The sequence below is a fragment of the Streptomyces sp. NPDC006372 genome, assembly GCF_040612515.1.
In the GTDB taxonomy this organism is placed as follows: Bacteria; Actinomycetota; Actinomycetes; order Streptomycetales; family Streptomycetaceae; genus Streptomyces.
This window is the reverse complement of the sequence record NZ_JBEXQJ010000019.1, coordinates 49625-73066: the sequence shown is the minus strand read 5'-3', so window position 1 is coordinate 73066 and position 23442 is coordinate 49625. Positions and strand designations below refer to the sequence as shown.

Here is a 23442-nt window from a genome sequence, read left to right as displayed (position 1 = left end):
TCGGTGGAGGGCTACATGGGGGTGATGCTCACCTCGTCGAATGCGGTGGTGCTGCGGGCCAGGGGGTCGCGGGAGCAGACCACGAGGCCCACGTGGTAGGGGGCGTCACCGAAGCCGGGGATGTCTCCCTCGGCGAGGGGGGTCCAGGTGGCGCCGTCATCGGTGGAGGCGGATGCGGCGAAGTGCGTCCCGGTGCGCTTCAGCCGCAGCAGGCAGGGGGCGGTGACCGCCGCGTTGCCGGTGAACGTGGACTTCCCGGCGACGGTCGGGCGCAGCATCAGCTGGGCGCTGGTGCCGCCGGTGACGATCGCCCCGGCCGCCTGGTCGAACGGTGACAGGGACTTGGCCATGAGCAGGCCGACCCGGTCGCCGGTGGCTCCGGCGCGGGAGACCAGACGGGCGGTGACCTCGCAGTCGCCGCTGACGGGCCGGCGGACGAACTGGCCCGTCATGCCCTGGTTGTTGACGGTGAGGTCGGTCCCGGCGCCCCGGACCACGAAGGTCCCGTCCTCGTGGGCGGTGCTGCCGGGGGTCTGCACGGCGACCACGCCGAGGGTTCCGTAGGCGCGGTCGTCGAGGATCACGTCGCCGAGGTCGCCGTAGGTCCAGGGCGCGGGTGGCGGGGTGCCGACGGTGAGGGTGAGGGTTCCGTTTGCGGATCCGGCGGCGTTTCCGGCCGTGGTGGTGACGGTGAACTCGCCGGTGCTGGTGGGGGTTCCGGAGATCAGTCCGGTGCGCTTGTCGACGCGCAGGCCGTCGGGCAGTCCCTGCGCGGTGAAGCGGATCGGCTCGTGCGAGGCCCGCAGGAGGTGCCGGAAGGGGACGCCCTTGTTCGCGAAGGCCGCCGAGGGCGAGGTGAGCCGGGGCACGGAAGGCGTCGGCATGGTCGCCCCGGCCGTCTCCGACCGGGGTCCGCGTCCGGCGCGGTTCGTCTTCGCCACCGCGTAGTGGTAGGCCGTGCCGGGGTCGCCGGTGGCATCGACGTACCGGACGCGGGTGCCGAAGCCGACGGCGCCGATGCCGGTGGCGATCGTCTCGAACGGGCCCTTGGGGCTGGTGGAGCGCAGCACCGTGTAGCGGGCCGACAGGTCGGGGTCGGTCCAGGCCAGCTCGACCGCGTCGGCGCCCGCGCTCGCACGCAGGTCTCCGGCGGCCCGGGCCGGGCGCGGCACGGACCAGACCGAACCGCCCGTGCGGGAGGTGACCTGGACGTTGTCGAAGGCGCCGGTGCCGGTCTCGGCGTAGTCCTGGTCGACGCCCAGGCAGGAGGTGAGGGTCAGACCGACGTAGGCCGTCTTCCCCAACTCGACGTCGTCCGCGCCCACTTCGGTCCAGTGGACGCCGTCCGGTGAGATGGCGCCGGTGCAGCGGCCGCCCCGGCGGGTCACCCGGACCCAGTAGGGCATGCGCATCCGGTAGCCGTCGCCCGCGCCCTCCACGTACGGGGCCTGGAGCGGGGTCGCCGACTCCGGCAGCTCCCCGAGGGAGGAGATCGGGAAGGCGGCGGCGGTGGTGATCGCCTGCTGCTGGGACGGCGGCACGGGTGTGCTGCCGGTGCCCCTGACCCGGGCCCCCGCCTTCGCCCGGACGCTCCACACCCCGCTCCAGGTGTGCAGCGGCAGGCCCTGGATCAGCATGGCGGCGTGGGCGGCGTCGGCGTCCAGGCCGGCTCGTACGGTGACGCCGATCCTGGAGTACTGGGAGCTCAGCGGCCACACGATCCGGGCCGTGACGGTGCCGTCGCCGCGCAGCGGCAGGTAGGCCAGGCGGTGGGAGTCGGCGGTGCCGGACGCCTCCAGGACGAACCGCTCGCCGTCGAAGAGCGCCGAGCCGGGGATCGCCACGTTCCCGATGTCCCGGGTCGACCAGGGGCCGGGCAGGCCAGGGGCGGCGGACGCCCATGCGGAAGCGGCGCTCCGCCCCTGGGAGTTGACAGCGGTGACGGTGTAGTAGGAGGGGTGCCCAGGCCGGGCCCGGCGGTCGGTGTAGACCGGTTTGCCGACTCCGGTGGCGATCGTCTCGTACGGTCCGTCGACGTGGGCGGCCCTGCGGACGGTGTACGACTCGGCCCACGCCGACGGCAGCCACGCCACGGTGACGGACCGGTCGCCGCCGACCGCCGTGACACCGGCCGGAGCCGTGGGCACGGCCGGGCCGGGCGTCTTCGTGCCGGCGAAGGTGAGGGTGCCCCAGCTGGGCAGGTCGTCGTTGCTGCCCTCGACGACGCGGGCGCCGCCCGTGCCGCGGAAGACGGCCGCCTTGGTGTACGGGGTGTCGAGGCCCCGGACACCCGCGTAGTGCGCGTACGCCATCTCGTAGATCGGGGGCAGGGTGCCGCGCCCGACGGCGGACACGGACGTCTTGACGTACTTTCCTGTGCGGTCCAGGTCGGGGACGAACGGGACGTCGCCGCCGAGGTTGTAGCGGGCGGCGTACTCGACGTTGCGCAACAGCCGGTTGCCGTCGAAGGCGTACAGGTCGACGCCCTGGTTCCAGGCGACCTGCGCGGCGTCGGCGAGCAGGCCGACGGCGAGCTGCTCGTGGCCCTGGTCGCGGCCGGACTCCTGGCCCTGGCCGGCGTCGGTCACGATGCGGTGCGGGACGCTGCCGTTGCCGGCCCCGGCGGCGGCGAAGCGCAGGGCGTCCTCGAAGAGGCTCGGCTCCTCGCAGAACACGCCGATCGCGAGGATCGACTGGACGGACGTCAGGTCCCAGTTGCCGTTGGCGTAGAGCATGTAGCCGGAGATCGCCGGATACCAGACGCGCAGGAAGGACTCCTCGCAGCGGGCGATGTCCTCCTTCGCCCAGCCGTCGTAACCGGTGTACCGGAGCAACTCGGCCGCGTTGACGAACTTGAAGGCCTGCAGACCGGCGCCCAGTGGCCCATCCGCTCCGGTGACGGCGGTGAGGGAAGCCGACCAGGCGTTGAGGATGTCCCGGGACTTGTCCGCGTAGGCGCGGTCGCCGGTGATGCACCACATCAGCGCGGTCTGATAGGCGGCGGCCGAGTCGGCGACGGCCTGGTTCTGGAAGTTGGTGGGGCCACGGCCCCAGGAGGTGATCTGGCCGGTGTTCTGGACGGCGTAGGTCGCCTTGGAGCGCGCGTGGGCGGCGAAGGCGAGGTAACCGTCGTAGATCGGTGTTTCCTTCGCGGCGACGGCGGCCTTCATCCGGGCCAGGTCGTCGGCGCTGTGCAGCAGGCCGGGGTGCGTGAAGGCGCGTGGTGCGGTGGTGCCGGCGGCCCGGGCGGTGCCGGGGGCGAGCAGGCCGCTCGCGCCCGACACGAGCAGCAGGGCGGCGGCACCGCCGAGGAAGCCCCGGCGGCTCGGTGCGATCGGTCTCAGGGGGCTGGTGCTCATGACGCGGCGGCCGCCTCGGCCGTGGTGAGGAACTTCAGGCCGAGCACGTGCTCGTTGGCGTGCATCGGGATGGTGTCGGTGGTGAGGTACCAGGTCGGCTTCTTCATCGAGTCGGCGATGACCGTGCCGTTGACGACGAGGTTCTCGAAGGTGACGTCCTTGATGGCGTGCTTGGCGTCGTAGCCGAGCAGCAGGCAGGTGGCGAGCGGCTTGCCCGTGTAGGAGAGGTCCTTGACGTAGACGTTCTGGATGCCGCGGCCGACCGAGGTGTTGTACTTCGTGTTGTACATGACCCGCATGTGGATCAGCTGGCCCCAGCGGAAGTCCTCGACGCGGACGTTGTCGACCTTGACGTTCTTGATGAGGTTGCTGTCGCCGGGGTTGAGGGCGATGCAGCCCTGGTAACCCATCTGGGGCTCGCGGTGGTCGCAGATGTCGAGGTTCCTGAAGGTGAGGTTCTTCAGTGTCTCGGGGTTGTCGCTGTTGCCGTGCGTCCCGACGTTGATGGGGTGCGCGACGTCCGCCCAGAGGGTGGAGTTGCGGACGGTGATGTCCGTGGTGTCGCCGTAGTACTCCCAGCGGTGGGTGTAGATGGCGATGCAGTCGTCCGAGTTGCGCATGAAGACGCCGTCGACGACGACGTTGCTGCTGCAGAAGATGTCGATGCCGTCGCCCCAGCCCTTGGAGCTGAAGGAGCCGAGCCCCTTGATGGTGACGCCGGTGGCTTCGCCGAGCTGGACGGCGTAGCCGTTCGGGTTGAGGACGGTGACGGCGCCGATGGAGATGTTCCGCGAGTTCTCGACCAGGGCTCCGCCCGCGGCGGTGCCGGCGAGGACACCGCGGCCGGCGATCCCCGCGTGCTCCACGTTCCGGAAGACGACGGTCGCCTTGAGGACGGCTCCGCCGTCGAGGTAGACGGTCTTGCCGGAGGGGACGTTCAGGTAGCCGTCGGCGGTGGTGTGGACACCGGGGCCGTAGTAGAGGACGTTCGGGTCGTCCTGCGCGGGGATCTTCTTCTCGACCGCGCGGGCGAACAGGTGCAGGACGTCGAAGATGTCGTCGTTGATCTGCACGACGACGTTGCGCGGCTTGTCGAGCGTGAACCGCAGGGTGTCGCCGCCCACTTCGGGCTTGATGCCGTAGGAGTCCGGTCTGACCCGGACCTTGGTGGTGCCGCCCTTGAGATAGGTGACCTCCACCTCGACGGAACCCTGGAAGTCGAAGTACGCCAGCGAGGAGTTGTAGATCTTGCTGGAGCCGGTGGTCGGGTTGATCTCCCCCAGCTGGGGCCGCCAGATGTCGAGGGTCTGCCACTCGCCGTCGGGGGAGGTACGGACCCGCACCTTGAAGCTGGTGTTGGTCGGCATGGCGGACGGGCGGGGGTAGGTCACCAGCTTCGGCGCGGCGGCGGCCTCGTCGGCGCGGGCGGCCGTGGCCGTCAGGTCGGTGAGCCCTGCGGCGAGCACGGTGGCGCCGGCCGCCTGGAGGGCGCCACGGCGGGACAGGGACGGGGTCATGGTGAGCTCCTTGCGGAATACGGAGACGAGAGAGGGGCAGGCCTGGGGGCCGGGGGTCACTTCAGGCCGGAGGTGGACATGCCGGCGACGAAGCCGCGCTGGGCGATCAGGAAGATCAGCAGGATCGGTACGACGTACATCACGGAGGCGGCGGCCTGGAGATTGGCGACGGGCGTTCCGGCCGAGGTGACGTAGGTGGTCATGACGGCGACGGCCAGGGTCGACCTGTCGGTGGAGAGCAGCAGTTGCGGGGCGATGTAGTCGCCCCAGGACCAGGTGAAGGCGATCACGAAGCTCGCGGACAGCACCGGCCAGGACTGCGGCAGGAAGATCCGCCAGAAGATGGTGCCGTAACCGCAGCCGTCGACGATCGCGGCCTCCTCCAGCTCGCGGGGCAGTCCGGCGAAGAACTGCCGGAAGAGGAAGACCAGGTAGGGGGCGGCGGCCAGTCCCCAGAACACCCACGGCCAGTACGTGTCGACCATGCCGAGCTTCGCGAAGATCAGGTAGGTCGGCAGCAGGGTGATCATCTGGGGCAGCATCATCGAGCCGATGAGGATGCCGAAGAGCGTTTTCTTGCCGGGGGCTTCCAGGCGGGCGAAGCCGAAGCCGACCCAGGCCGAGCTGAGCGTGACGAGCGTGGCGTAGATCAGGGCGATGATCAGGGAGTTGCGTGCGTAGCCGAGGAAGTCGATCAGATGGAAGGCGTCGGCGAAGTTGTGCCACTGGACGTGGGTGGGCAGCCAGTGCACGGGCGAGGCGGCCAGTTCCGCCGGGGTCTTCAGGCCGGAGAGGATCAGCCAGCCGAAGGGCCCGATGAACAGCCCGGTGAGGGCGACGAGGACCGTGTAGAGGACGAGGCGGCTGACGCGCACCCGCACCCGTGGGGCGGGATTCGGGGGCAGGCTGGTGGCGGTCACTTCTTCGCCTCCGGGTCGACGTTGTAGAACACCACTCCGGACGTGAACCTGAAGATGAGTCCGGTCACGATGAGGATCAGGACGAAGAGCACCCACAGCAGCGCGGAGGCGTAGCCGTAGCGGCCGAGCGCGAAGTACTGCGAGAACACGTGCATCATGTAGAGGTAGTTGGACTGCGGCAGGGCGGTGACACCGGCCGTGGTGCCGTCCGGTGAGAGCAGCAGCGGCATGATGGTCTGCACCGAGGCGATCACCCCGGTCACCGTCTGGAAGAGCAGCACCGGCGACAGCAGCGGCACGGTGATGCTGCGGAAGGTCCGCCAGGCGCTCGCCCCGTCGATGCGGGCGGCCTCGTGGAGCTCGCGGGGCACGTCCTGGAGCCCGGCCAGCGAGATGATCATGACGTTTCCGGCGGCCCACAGCACGCTCATCAGCAGCACGTAACGGGCGTAGGGGTCGGCGAGCCAGCCGAGCGCGTCGAAGCCGAAGAGGGTGATGACGCCGTTGGCAGCACCGGAGTTCTGGTCGAAGAGCGCCTTGAAGGTGAGGCCCACGCCGACCGGGGGCACCACGGCCGGCAGATAGAGCAGGGTGCGGAACAACCCGCGCGCCCTGATCGGCCGGTTCACCAGGACGGCGAGCCCGAGGCCGGCGATGATCGACAGCGGCACCGAGGTGATGGCGAACAGGCCCGTGCGGCCGAGGGAGTCCCAGGTCTGCGGGTCGGAGAACAGCTCCGAGTAGTTGCCGAGGCCGACGTACCGCCAGTGCGGCGAGATGCCGTCGTAGGTGGTGAAGCTCAGCCACAGCGCGTAGGCCATCGGAACGATCGTCAGCAGCAGGAAACCGATGATCCAGGGCGAGGTGAACAGGTAGAAAGCGCGATGCCTGCGTGCGGTCATGGAGATCCGGGGCCGCTGGACCGGTGTGATGCGGTCGGCGCGCGCGGCCGGGCCGGATCGGTCCGTGACGGATATCTGGTCGACCGTCATCCCACCTGCTCCTTACCGCGCTTCAGCTGCTCGTTCATGACCGAGTTCAGGCGGCCCGCCAGGGTGTCGACGGACATGTGGCCGTTCATCGCGGCCGGGGCCTCCTGGTTGAAGAGGGCGTAGAGCGAGTCCGCCGTGGCGTAGGGCGTGTAGGCGATGACCGAGAAGTGCTTCAGCTCGGCGTTCTGCACCTTCAGCACCCGCTTCTGGTAGTCCTCCTGGGCGGGCATCAGCGGGCGCAGGGACTTCAGGGTGGGGATGCCCCAGCCGCTGGAGGCGCGGGCCTTGGCCGGCCCCTCGCCGAAGAACCACTCGAAGACCCGCCAGGCGGCGTCCTTGTTCCTCGCCTTCTTCGGCATCCACAGGCCGGTGCCCGCCTGGCAGGGGCTGACCCGCCGGCCGCCCTCGAACAGCGGCGCCGGTGCGAGGCGGGCGTGCGGCGCCAGCTTCTTGTCGGAGTTGATCAGGCCGCCGAGCCAGTAGCCCGAGTTCGACATGGCCATGCGGTTCGCCTGGAAGGTGGGCCCGTCCCAGGTGTTGGGGTCGGGCTGGACGATGCTGGGGCCGACCCTCGCGCGGCCGTACTCGATGTACCAGCTCAGCGCCTTGCGGGCCTCGGGGGTGGTGAAGTCGATGCGGGAGAAGTCGTCGGTGAAGAGGCTGCCTCCGGCCGCCGCCGTGAGGCTCGCCAGGAGGTTGGGCGTCAACACGCCGTTGTAGCTGCCGCCGAAGACGGTCGTCTGGCCGCTCTTGCGCCGGGTGAGCCGCTTGGCGTTCTCCAGCCACTCCTCGAAGGTGACCGGCTCGGTCTCCGGCGGCTGGTCGACGCCCGCCCGGTCGAAGAGGGCGGTGTTGTACCAGAACATGGAGTCCTGGGAGAAGTCCTTCGCCATGCCGTGGCGGGGGCCCTTGCCCTGGGTGCGGCCGTCGTAGCGCCACAGGTCGTTCACGGGGTCCAGGTCGTCGACCTTGAGGACGCTGCTCCCGGCGAAGTAGGGGTCCAGGTCCTCCATGACGTCCCGCGCCGCGAAGTAGGGCGCGTCCGTGGCGCCGACACCGCGCACCAGGTCGGGCGGGGCACCGTTGGTCATCATGCCGATGAGCTTGGTGATGTCGTAGCGGACCGTGACGATCTTGACGCCGATGTCCTTCTGGGCCTGCCTGACCAGCTCCGGGGAGATGTCGTCGGGCTTGACCATCAGCGTGACCGTCTCGCCGCCGCCGCTGACACCACTGGAGACCTGCATCGCGCAGCCGTTCAGCGCCGCCGCTCCGGTCGCGGCGCCGGCTGCGGACAGGGCGAGGAATCGGCGGCGGCTCAGGGAAGCACCAGCATGTGGGTGCATGAACGCACCACCTCCTTGCGTTCCGGCTTGCTGTGGCAACCGGTTGTTGTGCGTCGGGCAGAGCTTCTTCCGGTCGGCATGACGCGTCAAGAGCCTTGACGAATTTTCGAAAAGACTGTGTAACCTCGACGTCATCAGCGAGAGTGCTGATGAGTCCTGTTTTCGGACGTCGCGATCAAGCCGTCGCGGGGTGGCGGGGTGGCCCTGACCAGGAGCGCTCGGGATCTCGTCTCGGCAACAGACTCGGGAACCGGTTGCCGAAGTGGTGCGGCGGGTATCGAGGTGCCGTCGGCGGCGGGTACGACCTTCGCCGCCGCACACCGAAAACCTCGTAAGCGATTTCCACGCGAGGCGCGCACCGAGCCGCACCCGGGGTCGACGACGTCGCCCCGCAGGCCACCGCCCCGCACACCGCCCAGAACCCCACCCTGCCCCCTTCAGCCCGTTCGCCTCGCGTCAGCACACACGAGGACCACGGCCGTTGCCCCGAACCGGGCACATCCAGCCGCCGCCCCAGCCCTGCCGATTGACCGTCGCTTCCCGGCGGATCTACGGTAGAAGGCGCTTTCTGAAACTGTTTCTGTCATCCTCTGATCCAGGAGAGCCATGCCCAGCCCCCAGCTGCCGCGGGCCGTGTTCGCGATGGACCCGGTGCACCTCCCGCTGCTCTTCCCCCCGCCGCTGATGGAGCGGTTGAGGCGCACGGCCGACATCGACCCCGGGTTGGTCGTACGGGACTTCACCGATCCGGCCTCGGCCGACGCCCTGGCCTCCGCCGAGGTGCTGATCACCGGCTGGGGCTGCCCTCATCTGGACGCCGGTGCGCTCGCGGCGGCCCCGAAGCTCGACGCCGTCCTGCACGCGGCCGGCTCCGTGCGCTCCCTGGTGGGCGACGCCCTGTGGGAACGCGGCGTCAGAGTCTCGAGCGCGGTCACGGGCAACGCCCTGCCCGTCGCCGAGTACACGCTCGCGATGATCCTGCTCCTGGGCAAGGACGCCTTCGACCACCGGGAGCGCTTCCGCCGCACGCACGCCTACCCGGGCCCCGGGGAGACCGCGGCGACCGGCAACCTCGGCCGTCGCGTCGGTGTCATCGGCGCGTCCCGCGTGGGGCGCAGGCTGCTGGAACTGCTGCGGCCGCTCGACCTCACCGTCCTGCTGCACGACCCGTACGTGAGCCCGGCCGAGGCCGCCGCCCTCGGCGCCGAGTCGCTGTCGCTGGAGGACCTGCTCGGGCAGAGCGACATCGTCAGCCTGCACGCCCCCGACATCCCCGAGACCCACCACATGCTCGACCGCGAGCGGCTCGCCCTGGTGCGGGACGGCGGCGTGATCGTCAACACCGCCCGCGGCGCGCTGGTCGACCACGAGGCGCTCACCGAGGAGTTGGTGTCCGGCCGGCTCAGCGCGGTCCTCGACGTCACCGACCCGGAGCCGCTGCCCGCCGGTTCCCCGCTGTACGACCTGCCCAACGTGTTCCTCACCCCGCACATCGCCGGCTCGCTCGGCAACGAACTGGAGCGGCTCGGCCGCATCGTCGTCGAGGAGCTGGAGCGCCTGGTGGCGGGCTCGCCGCCGGCCCACGAGGTGCTGCGGGCGGATCTGGCGCGGGTGGCGTGACAGGGTGCCGGGCCGCGGGTCCGGGCGGTTGTCCACAGGGCCTCCGGGCTGGAGTAACGATGGGATACGGTTTCCGCACGGGTGCGGGGCGGCCGCCCGGACGGCGGGTGCGTCGGGGCCGCTCCGAGCCGGCAGTGCGCCGGGGCCGCCGCGGACCGGGGCGCGACAGACCGGAGCGCACGGCATCGGGCCACTACGTGAAGGAGCCGCAAGGGTGAGTCAGCGCAAGGCGACGAGTGACGCCGGCCGGGCGACCATCCGCGATGTCGCGGAGCGCGCGGGCGTCTCCGTGGCCAGCGTCTCGCGGGTGCTGTCCGGCAACTACCCGGTGTCGGAGGAGCTGCGCCGCCGGGTGATGAAGGTCGTCCGCGACCTGGACTACGTCACCAACGCCCATGCCCGTTCGCTCGCCGGCGGTGGCACACCGACGGTGGCGATCCTCATCAACAACATCACCGGTGCCGCGTTCGCGCACGTCGCGAAGGGCGTCGAGGGCGCCGCCACGCTGCGCGGCTGGCTCTCCCTTGTCGGCACGACCGGCGACGACCCGGAGCGCGAACTGGCCCTGGTGAACCTGATGCGCCAGCAGGGCGTCGCCGCCGTGATCCTGCTCGGCGGCGCGTACGACTACGACGAGTACCAGCTGCGCATGGCCCGCTTCGCCCGCTCCCTGGACGCGGCCGGCTCGCATCTGGTCCTGGTGGGCAGGCCGCCGCTGGAGGGCGACGTCCCGGCGACGACCGTCGACTATGACAACGAGGGCGGCGCCTACGCGATGGCCAGCCACCTGCTGTCGGCCGGTCACCGGCGCGTCCTCGTCCTGCCCGGGCATGCCGAACTGACCACCGCGCAGGGCAGGTTGCGAGGCGCGCAGCGGGCCTTCGAGGCGTACGGCGTGCCGTTCGACCCGGGCATGGTCCGGCACGGGCCGTACGACTACGAGCACGGCTACGAGGCCGTCGAGGCCGCCCTGCACGACACGCCGGACTTCACGGCCGTGCTGGCCGGGACGGACGTGGTCGCCGCGGGCGCCATGCAGGCCCTGCGGGCGGCCGGGCTGCGGGTGCCCGAGGACGTCTCGATCGTCGGCTACGACGACATCCCGCTGGCCTCCCAGCTCACCCCCCAACTCACCACGGTGCACGTGCCGTACGAGGAGATGGGCCGCGTCGCCCTGCGCGCTGTGGCCGACCGGCGCGAGGGCGGCGCGGGCCGCCGCAAGAGCGCCGACGGGGACCATCTGGTGCTGGGCACGCATGTCGTGGTGCGCAGCTCGGTGCGGCCACCGGCTTCGCAGGGATAGCCGACCGGGTTAGTTACCTAACCGGGTTAGTTACGTAACCGTTTTCCCTTGTCTTTTACGGCGGGCCAGGACCCCCGCCGCCGCACCCGTCGAGTCCCGAACCAGGGTTTCTGATACCGCTCCGACCTGGGCATTTATCGCGCCGAGCGACGGCGGCCCCTCGCACGCCCGTCGATGACCCCACGGACGAACCGCAGTAACAAATTGCCGCACACCTCTTGCTATGAGCGGACACCTCCGCCTACCGTCCCAGCAACCGCTTACTACAGCTTCTGCTTGGCCCACCCCCCGCAACCGCGAGCCGACGGTTATCGGCCGCCGTTCCTGGCCGGCACCACCGAGCCGCCGCCGTCCTCTCGTTCTGAGAACGCCCTATTCCGAAGGATCACGGTCAGATGAACTTCACCAGCCCCCGGAGAAGGTTCGCCTCCGCCGCTGTCGCGGGCATCGCGCTGACAGGTCTGCTCTCCGCCTGCGGCGGTTCCGACTCGGGTGACGATGCGGCGTCGAAGTCCGGCCCGGTCACCCTGCCCTTCTGGGGCTGGGCCAACGGCCAGGAGGCGGTCGTCAAGGCGTTCAACGCCTCGCACAAGGACATCCAGCTGAAGTACACCAAGGTCACCGACCAGCTGACCATGCAGAAGCAGCTGACCAACGCGGTGAAGGCCGGCAACGCCCCGTGCCTGGTGCAGAACACCGCCGAGTACGTGACCAGCTGGGTGTCGCAGGACGCGCTGGCCGACATCACGCGGTACGTCGAGGGCGACAAGGACAAGTTCAACACCGGCGCCTGGGCGAGCGCGCAGGTGCAGGGCAAGCTCTACGGCGTGCCGACCAGCTCGGCGCCCCAGTTCACGATCTACCGCACCGACATCTTCAAGAAGTACGGGCTGAAGCCCCCGGCGACCTGGGACGACTTCATCGCCGCCGGCAAGGAACTGAAGAAGCACGGCATCAAGATCACCAACTACGCCGGTGAGGACCCGAGCACCCTGGAGGTGCTCGCCATGCAGGCCGGGGCGCACTGGTACGCGATTCGTGGCAACGCCTGGAAGGTGAACTTCCAGGACGAGGGCACCCTGAAGGCCGCCAAGGTGATCCAGGAGATCATCGACAACGACCTCAACGCCAAGCTGTCCTTCGCCGACTACGCGGCCGTGCAGCGCAGCTACGACACCGGCGCCACCGCGACCCGGCAGATCTCCACCTGGCAGATGGCCGGCATGGTGCAGAACTTCACCAAGTCCTTCGGCGACTGGGCCCTGGCGCCCTGGCCGACGTACCAGGGCGAGGCGGCGAAGACACCGGCCGGTACCAACCTGACCGGCAGCGTGACCCTGGTGACCAAGCAGTGCGAGAACCAGGAGCAGGCCGCGAAGGCGGCGCTGTGGATGTCCACGAACCAGGACGCGGTCAAGACGATGGCGAGCCCGGAGACCGGCAACGGAGTGATGCCGGCGCTGGCCGACAGCAAGGCCTACGTCGGTGAGTCGATCTCGCAGAAGCTGCTCGGCAAGAACTACGAGCCGGCCCAGAAGGTCGTGACGGACAGCCTGGGAACGGTCACCACGGACTGGACCTTCGGGCCCAACTGGACCGCGATGTTCACGGAGTTGCAGGCGGGCTGGGCCAAGGTCGTCAACAAGCAGGAGAAGGTCACCGATCTGCTCGCGCACATGCAGGAGTGGACGGTCAAGGACCTGAAGTCCCGCGGTATCAGCGTCAAGGGCTGAGGCGTTCGATGATTCGCTCCATGCGCTGGAAGGGTGCCGCCTTCACGGTGCCCTTCCAGCTCGGCTTCGTGTTTCTGTATCTGCTCCCGATCGGTTACGCCGTCTACGAGTCGCTGTTCACGGAGAAGCAGTCCGGGCTCGGGCTCGGCGGTGCGACGACGGAGTTCGTCGGACTCGACAACTACACCCAGGGGCTGACGGACTCGGCGTTCATGAACAGCATCCTGCGGGTGGTGCTCTTCGCCTGTGTCCAGATCCCGATGATGCTGCTGATCAGCCTGGTGCTGGCGCTGTTCCTGGACGCGCTCACCTCCAGGGTGGCGAGCCGGTTCCGGATCCTGCTGCTGGTGCCGTACATGATCCCCGGCGTGGTCGCGGCGATCGTGTGGGTGAACCTCTACAGCCCGGACGTCGGGCCGCTCACCCCGATCGGCAAGGCCCTGGGCCTCGACTGGAACTTCTTCGCGCCGTCGATGGTGTGGCCGTCCATCGGCAACCTGCTGACCTGGCACGGCATCGGCTACAACATGGTGATCATCTACTCCGCGCTGCAGGGCGTGCCGCGCGAGCTGTTCGAGGCCGCCCGGCTCGACGGGGCCTCGGAGCTGCGGATCGCGCGCAGCATCAAGATCCCGTACGTGCGCGGGGCGCTGGTGCTGACGGGGCTGCTGTCGATCATCCAGATGCTGCAGATCTTCAACGAGCCGGCGCTGTTCCGGAACATCACCCCGCAGACGGTCAGCGACAGCTTCACCCCGATCATGATCATCTACAACCAGGCGTTCAACGCGGGCAACTACAACTACGCGGCCGCCCTGTCCGTGCTGCTCGCCCTGATCCTCGGGGTCGCCTCCTTCCTCTTCTACCGGCTCACCTCGAAGGAGGCCGACTGATGGTGCTGACCGAGCAGACCACCGAGCGGCCCGAAGTCCAGGGCGTGCGGCGGCTGTCCCGCCCGGACCCGAGGTCCCGCGGGCGGGGCGGCCAGCGCTTCCTGCTGGTCGGGCTGGTCCTGGCGAGCGCATACAGCCTGTTCCCGGTGTGGTGGCTGATCGTCGCCGCGACGAAGGACCGTACGGCGCTGTACCAGAGCAACGGCCTGTGGTTCTCGGGCTGGCACCTGTGGGACAACCTGGAGCAGGTGTTCACGTACCAGGACGGCATCTTCCTGCGGTGGACGGCCAACTCGTTCCTCTACGCGGGAGTCGGCTCGCTCGGCGGCACGCTGATCGCACTCGCAACCGGTTACGGGCTGGCGCGCTTCGACTTCCCCGGGCGTAACGCGATCTTCGCGTGTGTCGTGGGCTCGTTCCTGATCCCGATCGCGCTGCTCACGCTGCCGCTGTACCTGCTGTTCTCCGCGCTCGGCATGGTGGACACCCCGTGGGCGATGCTCATCCCCTGCCTGATCAATCCGTTCAGCGTGTACCTGGCCAAGGTGTACACCGAGGCGACGGTCCCCTTCGAGCTGCTGGAGGCGGCCCGGATCGACGGGGCCGGTGAGCTGCGGATCTTCTTCAGCATCGTGCTGCGGATGATGACGACGGGCGGCGCGACGGTGTTCCTGCTGGCGTTCGTGAACACCTGGAACGCGTTCTTCCTGCCGCTGACGGTGCTGCGCGGCAAGGAGAACTGGACGCTCAACCTGGGCCTGTACAACTGGACCGGCACGCGGCTGGAGTCCGGCATCGACCTCACCGGGCTGGTGCTGACCGGAGCGCTGCTGTCCATCGTCCCGATGGCGATCATGATGGTCGCGATGCGCCGCTACTGGCGGACGGGTGTGACGCTCGGCGCCCTCAAGTGACCCCCGCCCTCAAGTGATCCCGGTCCTCAAGTGACCCGAGCTCTCAAGTGATGCCCCTCGCTCTTCCCTGACTCCGGGGGCCGCGGGTGACCCTGACTCCCCGCGGCCCCCGGGCGCCCAACTGCCCGGGAGTCCCGCGTGACCGTTCTGCACAACCCCGTCCTCCGTGGCTTCGCGCCCGATCCCTCCCTGGTCCGGGCCGGCGGCTGGTACTACATGGCGACCAGTTCCTTCGAGTGGTTCCCGACGATCCCCGTCCACCGCTCCCGGGACCTGGCCCACTGGGAGTACGCGGGGCACGTCCGGGGCGCCGCCCCGGGGGACTCGCTCGCCGGAGTGCCCGACTCCGGGGGCATCTGGGCTCCGTCGCTGAGCTGGGACGGGGAGCGGTTCTGGGTGACGTACACCGTCGTGCGCTCGGTCGGCACGCCCTACTTCGACCTGGACACGTACGTCTCGACGGCCGGGGACGTGGGCGGCGAGTGGAGCACACCGCGCCGGGTCGCGAGCCACGGCTTCGACCCGGCCCTGTTCCACGAGGACGGCCGGCTCTGGCTGCTGAACCTGCAGAACGACCACCGGCCGGGAGGGCAGCGGTTCGCCGGGATCGTCCTCGCGGAGCTGGACCGGGACAGCCTGGCACCCGTCGGGGAGACACGTCTGCTGCTCCAGCACGACCGGTTGATCGAGGGGCCGAAGCTGCTGCGGCGCGAGGGCTGGTACTACCTGGTGCTCGCGGAGGGCGGTACGGGCTGGGAGCACGGGGTGCGGGTGGCGCGCAGCAGGGAGCTGACCGGGCCGTACGAGCTGGACGACCGGCCCTTGCTGACGACCCGGGACGATCCGGGCGTGCCGCTGCAGAAGGCCGGGCACGGTGAGCTGGTCGAGACGCCGGACGGGCAGTGGCTGCTCAGTCATCTGACGGCCCGTCCGCTGCACACGCCGCAGGGCCGCCGCTGCCCACTCGGCCGGGAGACCGCGATCCAGGCGGTGACCTGGGACGCGGAGGGCTGGCCCCGGCTGCGGCAGGGGGGCTGGCATCCGGCGGTGGAGGTCGAGGTGCCGACGCGGCCGCACCCGCTCCCCTCCCGACCGCACCTGCTGCCGGCCCGTCCGGTTCCGCTCTCCTCCCGGCGGCACGCACTGCCGGCCGATCAGGTACCGCTGCCTCCCGCCGCCCCGCCCGAGGACCTGTCCTGGCCGTGGAGCACCCTGCGCGAGCCGCCGGACCCGTCCTGGGCTGACACGACGGCCCGCCCCGGCTGGATCCGGCTGCGCGGCCGGCACGGGCCGGAGTCCCGCTGGGCGAGCAGCCTGCTGGCCCAGCGCATCACCGAGCACCGGGCGGAGGCCCACGTCACCGTCGAGGCCCGGCCGGTGACCTTCACGCAGGCCGCCGGGCTGGTGCTCTGGTACAGCGCCGAGGCGTATCTCAGCCTGGACCTGACCTGGGCGGAGCCGGACGGCGAGCCGCAGCGGGGCCAGCAGTGGGGAGGCCACGCGGGGGGCCGTGCGGTTCTCAGCCTCGTCGAGCGTGAGGAGAGCGGTGCCCGGCAGATCGCGGTCGTGGAAGCGCCCGCGGGGCCGGTGACGCTGGGGGTGACGGTCGAGGGCGCCGACGCCCGGTTCTGGTACGTACGGGACGGGGTGCGCACGGCGGTCGGACCGGCCCTGGACTTCACCCGGCTGTCCGACGACCACGGCTCCCGGCTGCGCTTCACCGGCGCGATGGCGGGCATCCACGCCCGGGACCTCGTCGACGCGGCGTTCACGGCGGACTTCACGGGGTTCCGCCTGACCTGCACACCTGGTTGAGCACCCCTGGGGCGGGCCCGCTCTCGTTGTTCGGGGTTTCGAAAGTTTTGACCCACGTGAATCATGAATTCACTTCTGTCTTCCCGCCGTCCGGCGCCCCACCTAGAGTAGGAAGCGCTTTCTGCCCGGTCGGGACTCCGGACCGCCGTGAGCAGCGCTGGTCGAAACTTTCCACGGCCCTCGGGCGGGCCGGAGAGGCGGGTTCCCGATGGTGCGTACGGCGAGTGCGAGCGTGGCGACCGGTCCGACGCTGGCGGTCGTGGCCCGCGAGGCGGGGGTGTCGGTGCCGACCGCGTCGAAGGTGGTCAACGGCCGGGAGGACGTGGCGCCCGAGACCCGCCGCCGGGTCACCGAGGCACTCGACCGGCTCGGCTATGTGCGCAGACCCCGATTCGACGCGACGAAGACGCCCCGGCTGGTCGACCTGGTCGTGCACTCGCTGGACAGCTCCTGGTCGGGGGCGGTGCTGCACGGGGTGGAGGAGGCGGCGCACGACGCGGGCCTGGAGGTGGTGGTGTCGGCGGCGCTGACCCGCACCCGGGCCGGGCGCCCCGAGCGCGGCTGGCTGGACAAGCTGGTGGCCCGGGGCTCCTCCGGCGTGCTGTTCAACCTGGCCGAGTTGAGCGACTCCCAGTACGCCTGGCTGGAACAGCACCGCATCCCGTTCGTGATGATCGACCCGGTCCAGGAACCGCCGGAGGGCGTGGCGTCGGTGGGCGCGGCGAACTGGCAGGGCGGTCTGACGGCCACCGAGCACCTGCTGTCCCTGGGGCACGAGCGCATCGCCGTCGTCGCGGGGCACCGGCGCACGATGTGCAGCAGTGCCCGGGTCGCCGGCTACCGCTCGGCGCTCGCGTCCGCCGGTGTCCGGCACCGCGCCGAGTACGTGCGGCACGCCGGCTTCGACGAGGGCCAGGCCCGCCGCCGCATGCTGGAACTCCTCGACCTGCCCGACCCGCCGACGGCCGTCTTCGTCTGCTCGGACCGGATGGCGCTGGGGGTGTACGAGGCGCTGGCCGAGCGGGGGCTGAAGGTTCCGCACGACGTGAGCGTGGTGGGTTTCGACGACCTGCCCGAGGCCCGCTGGGCCTCCCCCGCCCTGACCACCGTCCGCCAGCCGCTGTCGGAGATGGCCGCGACGGCCCTGCGGTCGCTGCTGCGCCTGATGGACGGCCACTGCCCGGAGAGCACGCGGACGGAGTTGTCGACTCGGTTGGTGGAACGGGCCAGTACGGCGGTGGCGCGGGTGTAGGGCAGCGGCTCTCGCGGGCGCGGACCGTCGATCGCGCGTTCGGGTTGTACGGAAATAGTCGCATTGACCACTGTTCGGAAGGGCCGTTGCATGGGTGAGGGCCCCTCGCCGCGGGGGCGGGGGGCGTTGCCCACCCGGGGGGAAACATGCGTTCTGGGTTACGCGCGGCCGTGGTCTCGGTCGTGGCATCGATGTGCGCGGCGGCGGCCGTGCCCGCCGAGGCGTCCGAGCCGAGACCGCGGCTGGAGTTCGTCGACGTCACGGCTGACGGCGTGAAGGGGAACGGCCATTCGGCGTATCCCGTGGTCAGCGCGGACGGCAGGCAGGTGGCCTTCCTGTCCTGGGCCACGAATCTGGCTTCCGGGGACACCGACAGCGCCGCCGACGTCTATGTGAAGGACTTGCGGACCGGGAGGCTCCGCTGGGTCAGTGACGTCCCCGGCGGCGAGGGCGAGAACGTGGAGTTCGGGACGCCGTCGATCAGCGCCGACGGCACGCGGGTGGCGTTCGCCGCGCTGGCGCCGAACACGTGGCCGCCGTCGCGCGACGTGAGGCTTCCGGCCTACGTGCACGACACCCGGACCGGCCGCATCGAACGGATCGACGAGACGACGGACCCGGCCTTGCGCCGTGTCTCGACACCGGTCCTGAGCGGAAACGGACGGTACGTGGCCTTCACCGGCCAGCCGGCCGGAATCGGCAATCGGTTCCGTGTCCATGTCCGTGACCTCCGGCGCGGCACCGGTTCCTGGATCGACCACCCGCTGCCCAGCGGCGAACAGAGCCTCGCCTCGCCCACGCTGAGCCACGACGGCAGGCGGGTCGCCTACGTCGCGTGGGACGCGGGAACCGATCCCGGCGAGGACCACGAGGGTGTCTACGTCCTCGACCGACGGACGGGCGAGCGGTTCCGTGCGGACGCCGACTGCGCCGGGGATCCCGCGGACAACGGAGTCAGCGCTCCCGCGATCAGCGCCGACGGCCGCCATGTCGCGTTCCGCTGGAAGTGCCTCACCCTGCCCTCGGGCGGCACCAGCGACACCGGCGACGTCTTCGTACGGGATCTGCGGCGGGGCACACTGCGGCACGTGCTGGGCCCGAACCCGAAGTACGCCACACACAGCGCCCGGCCGAGCGCGGACGCCCGCCGGATCGCCTTCGCCGTGTTCGAGTCGGAGACCGGTCAGCGCCCGCGCCAGGTCGTCTACTGGCGCGATATGCGCACCGGACGCGTGGAGTTGGTCAGCGCGCGTCCCGACGGCACGGTGAACCAGCGGCCCGCGGCTCATCCGACCATCGACGCCCGCGGCCGTGTCGTGGCCTTCGACGGGGAGCGGCTGGATCTCCAGGGCGAGGACGGCTTCAGTGAGCGGCAGGCGTTCGTGACGCGGGTGCGCTGAGGGCGGGGCGGCTCGGAATGCACCGGTGGGCAGGGGGAGTTGGCAACGACGCCAGGGCCGCCGCCTGCGGCGACGACCACACTCCGCGAAGGGACCGCCCGACCATGCCGCATGACTCCCGCACCATCACCAACCCGGCCACCCTGCACGACCCGACCCCGTTCGGCTACAGCCACGCCGTCTCGGCGCCCGGCGAAACCGTCTTCATCGGCGGCCAGTACGCCTCCGACGCCACCGGCGCCCCGGTGCCCGGGGACTTCGCCGCGCAGGTGGACCTCGCCTTCGACCGGCTGGGGTCGGCACTGGAGGGGGTCGGGCTCGGCTACGAGCATGTCGTACGGCTCGGTACGTTCATCGTGGACCACGACGTCGACAAGCTGCAGATCCTGGGCAAGGCGCTGCACGCCCGCTTCGGGGAGCGGCTCCCGGCGCAGACGCTGAGCGGGGTCGCCGCGCTGGCGTTGCCGGGGATGCTGTTCGAGGTGGACGCGGTGGCGGTACGCACGGAGGTTGCGGAGGCCGGCTGACCCCACCCGTCGCCGCGCGGCGTGCCCCGGCGCACCGGACGGCTCCTGCCCGTCGCACGGCTAGTCGCGTTCCAGCACGCGCTTGAGGGCGGCGAGGTCGGCGGACACCGCCTCCGCGTCGCGCCGGAACTCCTCGTCGGTCACTCCCGGCCTGCGGCGCAGGGTGAACACCACCTCGCAGCCGGGGCCGTCGGCGATCACCCGCATCGGGTTGTGCACGGTCTCCCCCGACGGCAGGGTCACGTGGTGGTCGAGCACGCCGAAGTCGTTCCTGGGCGTGAAAGCCACCACGATCCGCCCCATGGGCGACTCCCCCACCCACCGGCCGTCCACCAGCTCGAGGGACCGGGCCAGACCGGGGGCCCAGCCGGGGACGTTGGCGGGTTCCGAGACGTAGTCGTAGACCTCCTGGGCGGGGCGGTCGATGGAGATGCCGAGGTGCCGGGACTGCCGGGTCGTGGTCGTCATGGCTGCGACGTTACGGAGCTGATGAAGCGGCGGTCTTGAAGGAAACGGACACCGGCCGGCCTGTGTCCGTTTCCTTCAAGACCGGCCGTCGCCGCACTCTCTACGGTGGGCCCATGACCGCACGATTCGATGCCATCGGCCTCGTCGTCTCCGACATGGCCGCCTCCGTCATCTTCTACCGCCGGCTCGGCTTCGCCTTCCCCGAGGGCGCCGAGAACGAGCCGCACGCCGAGGCCGGACTGCCCGGCGGGCTGCGGCTGTTGCTCGACACCGAGGAGACAGTCCGGTCCTTCCATCCGACGTGGCGGCCCCCCACCGGCGGGGGCCGGGCCGGGCTCGCCCTGCGGTGCGACGCGCCCGAGGAGGTGGACGCGCTGTACGAGGAGCTGGTCGGCGCCGGGTACCACAGCGAGCTCAAGCCCTGGGACGCCTTCTGGGGCCAGCGGTACGCCGTCGTGCTCGACCCGGACGGCAACGGGGTGGACCTGTTCGCTCCCCTACCGGCCACCCAGTAGGGCACGCACCGGCACACCCGCCAGCTCCTTGACGTCCCGGGCCAGATGGGCCTGGTCCGCGAACCCGGCCCGGGCGGCCGTCTCCGCGAGGGGCACGCCGTCCCGGGCCAGTGCGAGGGCACGCCGCATCCGCAGCACCCGGGCCAGCGTTTTCGGACCGTAACCGAAGGCGGCCAGCGAGCGGCGGTGCAACTGCCGGGCGCCGAGGCCGAGTTCGTCGGCGGTCGCGGCGACCGGGCGCCCCGCTTCGAGAGCGGCGACGACCTGCCGGAGCAGCGGGTCAGGCGGGTCGGCGCGGGCCGCGCACGCCAGGGCCACGTCCTCCAGCCCGCTCGCCGGGTCCGGAGCCCCGTTCACCCGGGCCGTGAGGCTCCGCACTTCCGAGGCCGGCCACAGGTCGGCGAGCTCGACCCGCCGGTCACGCAGCTCGTGCGCGGGCACGCCGAGGAGGGCGGGCGCGGTCCCCGGGTAGAAGCGGACCCCCGCCCAGCTCGGGGGCGCGCCTTCGGTGATGTACGCCCGTGTGTCCGGACCCGCGACCAGCAGCCGCCCCTCGGTCCAGAGCAGATCCATACACCCGTCGGGCAGGATGCGCCCGTCACCGCCACCGGCCGGGGTGTTCGTCCACACCACCGCGCCGGGCAGCCGGGACGCCCGCTCCGCGTACACAGGGAAAAGGCTACGCGTCGTCCCGCGCACCCTGCGTCGAGCCGTGGCTCTCCTAGTCGCCGTCGTCGCCGGAGGTCCGGTTCCCACTCCCCCGGCTGCCCTTCCCGGCGCTGTGCAGCAGCTCGCCCGCGGCACGTGTCAGGGCCGCCACGACACGGACCCAGGGAGGACCACCGCGCTCGGCCCACACGACGCACACGCACCCCCCGATGACGAGTGCCAGGACACCGAGCAATACCAGAACGGCCACGTCCCCCACCTCTGCTTCCGTACGGCGGTCCTGATCTTCTCAGATCAGGAGGCGGCGCCTCACCGGGCACGGCCGTCCCGATGATCCCGAGGGCTCACCCCGTACGCCCTCTTGAACGCCGTCGACAGGGCGAACGCGCTCCCGTAGCCCACCCGCCGGGCGATCGTCTCCAAGGTGTCGTCGGAGTCGCGCAGCCGGTCCGCCGCCAGGGCGAGGCGCCAGGCGGTGAGGTAGGACATGGGCGGTTCGCCCACGAGGCCGGTGAAGCGGCGGGCGAGTGCGGCGCGGGAGACGCCCGACTTTGCTGCGAGGGACGCCACCGTCCAGGGGTGGGCCGGGTCGTCCTGCAGCAGCCGCAGGGCCCGGCCCACGACCGGGTCCGCGAGCGCCCGGTACCAGGTGGGCGCCTCGGCGTCCGGGCGGGAGAACCAGGCCCGCAGCGCGGCGATGACCAGCAGGTCCAGGAGGCGGTCCAGGACGACCTCCTGACCGGGCTCGTCGCGGACCACCTCCTCCGTGATCAGCGGGGTGAGCGGGCAGTCCCACACGTCAGGGGTGAGGGTGAGCAGCGGCGGCAGCGCGTCCAGCAGCCGGCTGCTGATCTCGCCGCGCATCGGGTAGGTGCCGATCAGCACCACGGTGGCACCGTCGGGCCGGTCGCCCCAGGTGCGGACGCCCAGGTCCATGGAGCCGTTGAGGGGACGTCCGTCGGGGTAGCGGCACTCCTGGCCGGGCAGGATGAGCGCCTGCGGTGCCGTGCCGGGGTCGTCGGCGCAGGTGTACGGGTCCGGGCCGCGGGCGATGGCGAGGTCTCCGGTCCGCAGCCGCGCCGGCCCGCCCCCGTCGGGCAGGATCCAGGCCTCGCCGCGCACGACGAGCATCACGGTGAGCGGGGCCTCGTCCTCCACACGCACCGCCCACGGCGGGTCGAAACACGCCCTGATCATGAACGCGCCCCGGGCGCGGGGGCCCTCCAGTAGCCCTGCGACTGCGTCCATGGGGCCAGCGTAGACGCGGTCGTATGGGAATGAGCCGTTCAGCGATGGGTCCGTCCCGCGCCCGGCAGTTGACTCGACGGCATGACGAACACGGCAGAGAACACGACAGGTGACGCGACAGCGGACGCGCGGGTCATGACGGTGGTGGTGACGGGTGCCTCGGGCCGGACGGGAAGCCGGGTGGCGCGGGCCGCGGAGGCCGCCGGGCTCACGGTGCGGGCGGCGTCGCGGACAACCGGTTTCGACTGGTGGGACACCTCGACCTGGGCGGACACTCTGCGGGGTGCGGACGCCGCCTACCTCGCCCACCCCATGGACGTCGGCGCACCGGGCGCCGCCGAGGTGATCGGCGCGCTGGCGGGCGAGGCGGTGGGCCTCGGCGTGCGGCGGCTGGTGCTGCTGTCCGCGCGGGGCGAGGACCAGGCCCTGCCGACCGAGGAGGCGCTGCACGCCTCGGGGGCGGCCTGGACGGTCGTACGGGCCGCGTGGTTCGCGCAGAACTTCAGCGAGGGCCCGCTGGTGGCGGAGCTGCGGGAGCGCGGGGAGCTGGTGTTCCCGGCCGGCGAGGTGCGTGAGCCGTTCCTCGACGTGCGGGACATCGCGGACGTGGTGGTGGCCGCGCTGACGGCCGGCGACCGGTACGTGGGGCGGACCCTCGCGCTCTCCGGGCCCCGGCTGCTGACCTTCGGTGAGGCGGTCGCGGAGATCGCGGCGGCCACGGGGCGCCCGCTGGGCTACCGGGCCGTGTCGACGCGGGACTACGGCGCGGCGCTGACCGGCTTCGGGGTGCCCGCGGCGGAGGTCGAGGCCCTGACCGGGATCTTCGACACCCTCCTCGACGGCCGCAACGCGCACCTCTGCGACGGCGTGCGGCAGGTCCTGGGGCGCGCGCCCCGGGACTTCGCCGACTTCGTACGGGAGGAGACGGTGGCCGGGACCTGGACGGCCTGA

20 protein-coding genes are annotated in these 23442 nt (G+C 71.1%); 11 read left to right on the top strand and 9 right to left on the bottom strand.

Going from position 1 to position 23442, the window contains the following annotated elements; genetic code table 11:
- Positions 1-11: 11 nt before the first annotated feature.
- From ABZ016_RS25640 to ABZ016_RS25620, 5 genes are read right to left on the bottom strand one after another with little or no spacing between them, the layout of a single operon-like run.
- Positions 12-3359 (bottom strand): alginate lyase family protein, encoded by a 3348-nt coding sequence (locus ABZ016_RS25640; protein WP_356919029.1) that lies wholly within the window; start codon positions 3357-3359, stop codon positions 12-14.
- Positions 3356-4876 carry a glycosyl hydrolase family 28 protein gene (locus tag ABZ016_RS25635; RefSeq protein WP_356919028.1) on the bottom strand — a complete coding sequence of 507 codons (1521 nt, stop codon included), beginning with the start codon at positions 4874-4876 and terminating at the stop codon, positions 3356-3358. Before ABZ016_RS25635 ends, ABZ016_RS25640 begins: the two co-directional genes overlap by 4 nt.
- Positions 4877-4932: 56 nt before the next feature.
- On the bottom strand, positions 4933-5796 hold the full coding sequence (locus tag ABZ016_RS25630) for a carbohydrate ABC transporter permease (RefSeq protein WP_356919027.1): 864 nt from the start codon (positions 5794-5796) through the stop codon (positions 4933-4935).
- Positions 5793-6788 carry a sugar ABC transporter permease gene (locus tag ABZ016_RS25625; RefSeq protein ID WP_356919026.1) on the bottom strand — a complete coding sequence of 332 codons (996 nt, stop codon included), beginning with the start codon at positions 6786-6788 and terminating at the stop codon, positions 5793-5795. Before ABZ016_RS25625 ends, ABZ016_RS25630 begins: the two co-directional genes overlap by 4 nt.
- Positions 6785-8134 (bottom strand): extracellular solute-binding protein, encoded by a 1350-nt coding sequence (locus ABZ016_RS25620; RefSeq protein WP_356919025.1) that lies wholly within the window; start codon positions 8132-8134, stop codon positions 6785-6787. The genes ABZ016_RS25625 and ABZ016_RS25620 overlap by 4 nt, the downstream gene beginning before the upstream one ends.
- A gap of 606 nt (positions 8135-8740) precedes the next feature.
- Here ABZ016_RS25620 and ABZ016_RS25615 point away from each other — a divergent pair.
- The 9 genes from ABZ016_RS25615 (at position 8741) to ABZ016_RS25575 (ending at position 19591) form a co-directional block, all read left to right on the top strand.
- Positions 8741-9754 (top strand): hydroxyacid dehydrogenase, encoded by a 1014-nt coding sequence (locus ABZ016_RS25615; protein ID WP_356919024.1) that lies wholly within the window; start codon positions 8741-8743, stop codon positions 9752-9754.
- Positions 9755-9968: 214 nt separating this feature from the next.
- Positions 9969-11057 (top strand): LacI family DNA-binding transcriptional regulator, encoded by a 1089-nt coding sequence (locus ABZ016_RS25610; RefSeq protein WP_356919023.1) that lies wholly within the window; start codon positions 9969-9971, stop codon positions 11055-11057.
- A 395-nt stretch (positions 11058-11452) separates the two neighbouring features.
- Entirely contained in the window at positions 11453-12790 is a 1338-nt protein-coding gene (locus ABZ016_RS25605) for an extracellular solute-binding protein (RefSeq protein ID WP_356919022.1), read from the top strand.
- Positions 12791-12798: 8 nt separating this feature from the next.
- Positions 12799-13683 (top strand): sugar ABC transporter permease, encoded by an 885-nt coding sequence (locus ABZ016_RS25600; RefSeq protein WP_356919021.1) that lies wholly within the window; start codon positions 12799-12801, stop codon positions 13681-13683.
- Complete coding sequence (locus ABZ016_RS25595; RefSeq protein WP_356919020.1) at positions 13683-14597, top strand: carbohydrate ABC transporter permease; 915 nt, start codon at positions 13683-13685, stop codon at positions 14595-14597. Before ABZ016_RS25600 ends, ABZ016_RS25595 begins: the two co-directional genes overlap by 1 nt.
- Positions 14598-14735: 138 nt before the next feature.
- Complete coding sequence (locus tag ABZ016_RS25590; RefSeq protein ID WP_356919019.1) at positions 14736-16412, top strand: glycoside hydrolase family 43 protein; 1677 nt, start codon at positions 14736-14738, stop codon at positions 16410-16412.
- Between the two features lie 208 nt (positions 16413-16620).
- The gene (locus tag ABZ016_RS25585) at positions 16621-17664 is read left to right on the top strand and encodes a substrate-binding domain-containing protein (RefSeq protein WP_356919018.1); all 1044 of its coding nucleotides are present in this window, start codon (positions 16621-16623) and stop codon (positions 17662-17664) included.
- 146 nt (positions 17665-17810) lie between these two features.
- Positions 17811-19064 (top strand): hypothetical protein, encoded by a 1254-nt coding sequence (locus tag ABZ016_RS25580; protein WP_356919017.1) that lies wholly within the window; start codon positions 17811-17813, stop codon positions 19062-19064.
- A 104-nt stretch (positions 19065-19168) separates the two neighbouring features.
- The gene (locus tag ABZ016_RS25575) at positions 19169-19591 is read left to right on the top strand and encodes a Rid family hydrolase (RefSeq protein WP_356919016.1); all 423 of its coding nucleotides are present in this window, start codon (positions 19169-19171) and stop codon (positions 19589-19591) included.
- A 60-nt stretch (positions 19592-19651) separates the two neighbouring features.
- On the opposite strand, the gene ABZ016_RS25570 is transcribed toward ABZ016_RS25575, so the two are convergent.
- Positions 19652-20059 (bottom strand): SRPBCC family protein, encoded by a 408-nt coding sequence (locus ABZ016_RS25570; protein WP_356919015.1) that lies wholly within the window; start codon positions 20057-20059, stop codon positions 19652-19654.
- Positions 20060-20172: 113 nt separating this feature from the next.
- On the opposite strand from ABZ016_RS25570, the gene ABZ016_RS25565 reads away from it, so the two are divergent.
- Positions 20173-20574, top strand: a complete 402-nt coding sequence (locus ABZ016_RS25565; protein WP_356919014.1) for a VOC family protein — start codon at positions 20173-20175, stop codon at positions 20572-20574.
- Here the strand turns inward: ABZ016_RS25565 and ABZ016_RS25560 are convergent.
- The 3 genes from ABZ016_RS25560 to ABZ016_RS25550 are packed head-to-tail and all read right to left on the bottom strand — an operon-like array spanning position 20557 to position 22491.
- Positions 20557-21243, bottom strand: a complete 687-nt coding sequence (locus ABZ016_RS25560; RefSeq protein WP_356919013.1) for a helix-turn-helix transcriptional regulator — start codon at positions 21241-21243, stop codon at positions 20557-20559. The genes ABZ016_RS25565 and ABZ016_RS25560 overlap by 18 nt on opposite strands.
- Positions 21244-21295: 52 nt before the next feature.
- Positions 21296-21502 (bottom strand): hypothetical protein, encoded by a 207-nt coding sequence (locus tag ABZ016_RS25555; protein ID WP_356919012.1) that lies wholly within the window; start codon positions 21500-21502, stop codon positions 21296-21298.
- A 50-nt stretch (positions 21503-21552) separates the two neighbouring features.
- Positions 21553-22491 (bottom strand): AraC family transcriptional regulator, encoded by a 939-nt coding sequence (locus ABZ016_RS25550; RefSeq protein WP_356919011.1) that lies wholly within the window; start codon positions 22489-22491, stop codon positions 21553-21555.
- A gap of 81 nt (positions 22492-22572) precedes the next feature.
- Here ABZ016_RS25550 and ABZ016_RS25545 point away from each other — a divergent pair, with 81 nt between their 5' ends.
- Positions 22573-23442 (top strand): NmrA family transcriptional regulator, encoded by an 870-nt coding sequence (locus tag ABZ016_RS25545; RefSeq protein ID WP_356919010.1) that lies wholly within the window; start codon positions 22573-22575, stop codon positions 23440-23442.

What these genes read in the sequence shown, in the direction of transcription:
- ABZ016_RS25640 (WP_356919029.1), bottom strand. Translation starts at nt 3,359, where the DNA reads ATGAGCACCAGCCCCCTGAGACCGATCGCACCGAGCCGCCGGGGCTTC.
- ABZ016_RS25635 (WP_356919028.1), bottom strand. Translation starts at nt 4,876, where the DNA reads ATGACCCCGTCCCTGTCCCGCCGTGGCGCCCTCCAGGCGGCCGGCGCC.
- ABZ016_RS25625 (WP_356919026.1), bottom strand. Translation starts at nt 6,788, where the DNA reads ATGACGGTCGACCAGATATCCGTCACGGACCGATCCGGCCCGGCCGCG.
- ABZ016_RS25620 (WP_356919025.1), bottom strand. Translation starts at nt 8,134, where the DNA reads ATGCACCCACATGCTGGTGCTTCCCTGAGCCGCCGCCGATTCCTCGCC.
- ABZ016_RS25615 (WP_356919024.1), top strand. Translation starts at nt 8,741, where the DNA reads ATGCCCAGCCCCCAGCTGCCGCGGGCCGTGTTCGCGATGGACCCGGTG.
- ABZ016_RS25605 (WP_356919022.1), top strand. Translation starts at nt 11,453, where the DNA reads ATGAACTTCACCAGCCCCCGGAGAAGGTTCGCCTCCGCCGCTGTCGCG.
- ABZ016_RS25600 (WP_356919021.1), top strand. Translation starts at nt 12,799, where the DNA reads ATGATTCGCTCCATGCGCTGGAAGGGTGCCGCCTTCACGGTGCCCTTC.
- ABZ016_RS25595 (WP_356919020.1), top strand. Translation starts at nt 13,683, where the DNA reads ATGGTGCTGACCGAGCAGACCACCGAGCGGCCCGAAGTCCAGGGCGTG.
- ABZ016_RS25585 (WP_356919018.1), top strand. Translation starts at nt 16,621, where the DNA reads ATGGTGCGTACGGCGAGTGCGAGCGTGGCGACCGGTCCGACGCTGGCG.
- ABZ016_RS25580 (WP_356919017.1), top strand. Translation starts at nt 17,811, where the DNA reads ATGCGTTCTGGGTTACGCGCGGCCGTGGTCTCGGTCGTGGCATCGATG.
- ABZ016_RS25575 (WP_356919016.1), top strand. Translation starts at nt 19,169, where the DNA reads ATGCCGCATGACTCCCGCACCATCACCAACCCGGCCACCCTGCACGAC.
- ABZ016_RS25570 (WP_356919015.1), bottom strand. Translation starts at nt 20,059, where the DNA reads ATGACGACCACGACCCGGCAGTCCCGGCACCTCGGCATCTCCATCGAC.
- ABZ016_RS25565 (WP_356919014.1), top strand. Translation starts at nt 20,173, where the DNA reads ATGACCGCACGATTCGATGCCATCGGCCTCGTCGTCTCCGACATGGCC.
- ABZ016_RS25550 (WP_356919011.1), bottom strand. Translation starts at nt 22,491, where the DNA reads ATGGACGCAGTCGCAGGGCTACTGGAGGGCCCCCGCGCCCGGGGCGCG.
- ABZ016_RS25545 (WP_356919010.1), top strand. Translation starts at nt 22,573, where the DNA reads ATGACGAACACGGCAGAGAACACGACAGGTGACGCGACAGCGGACGCG.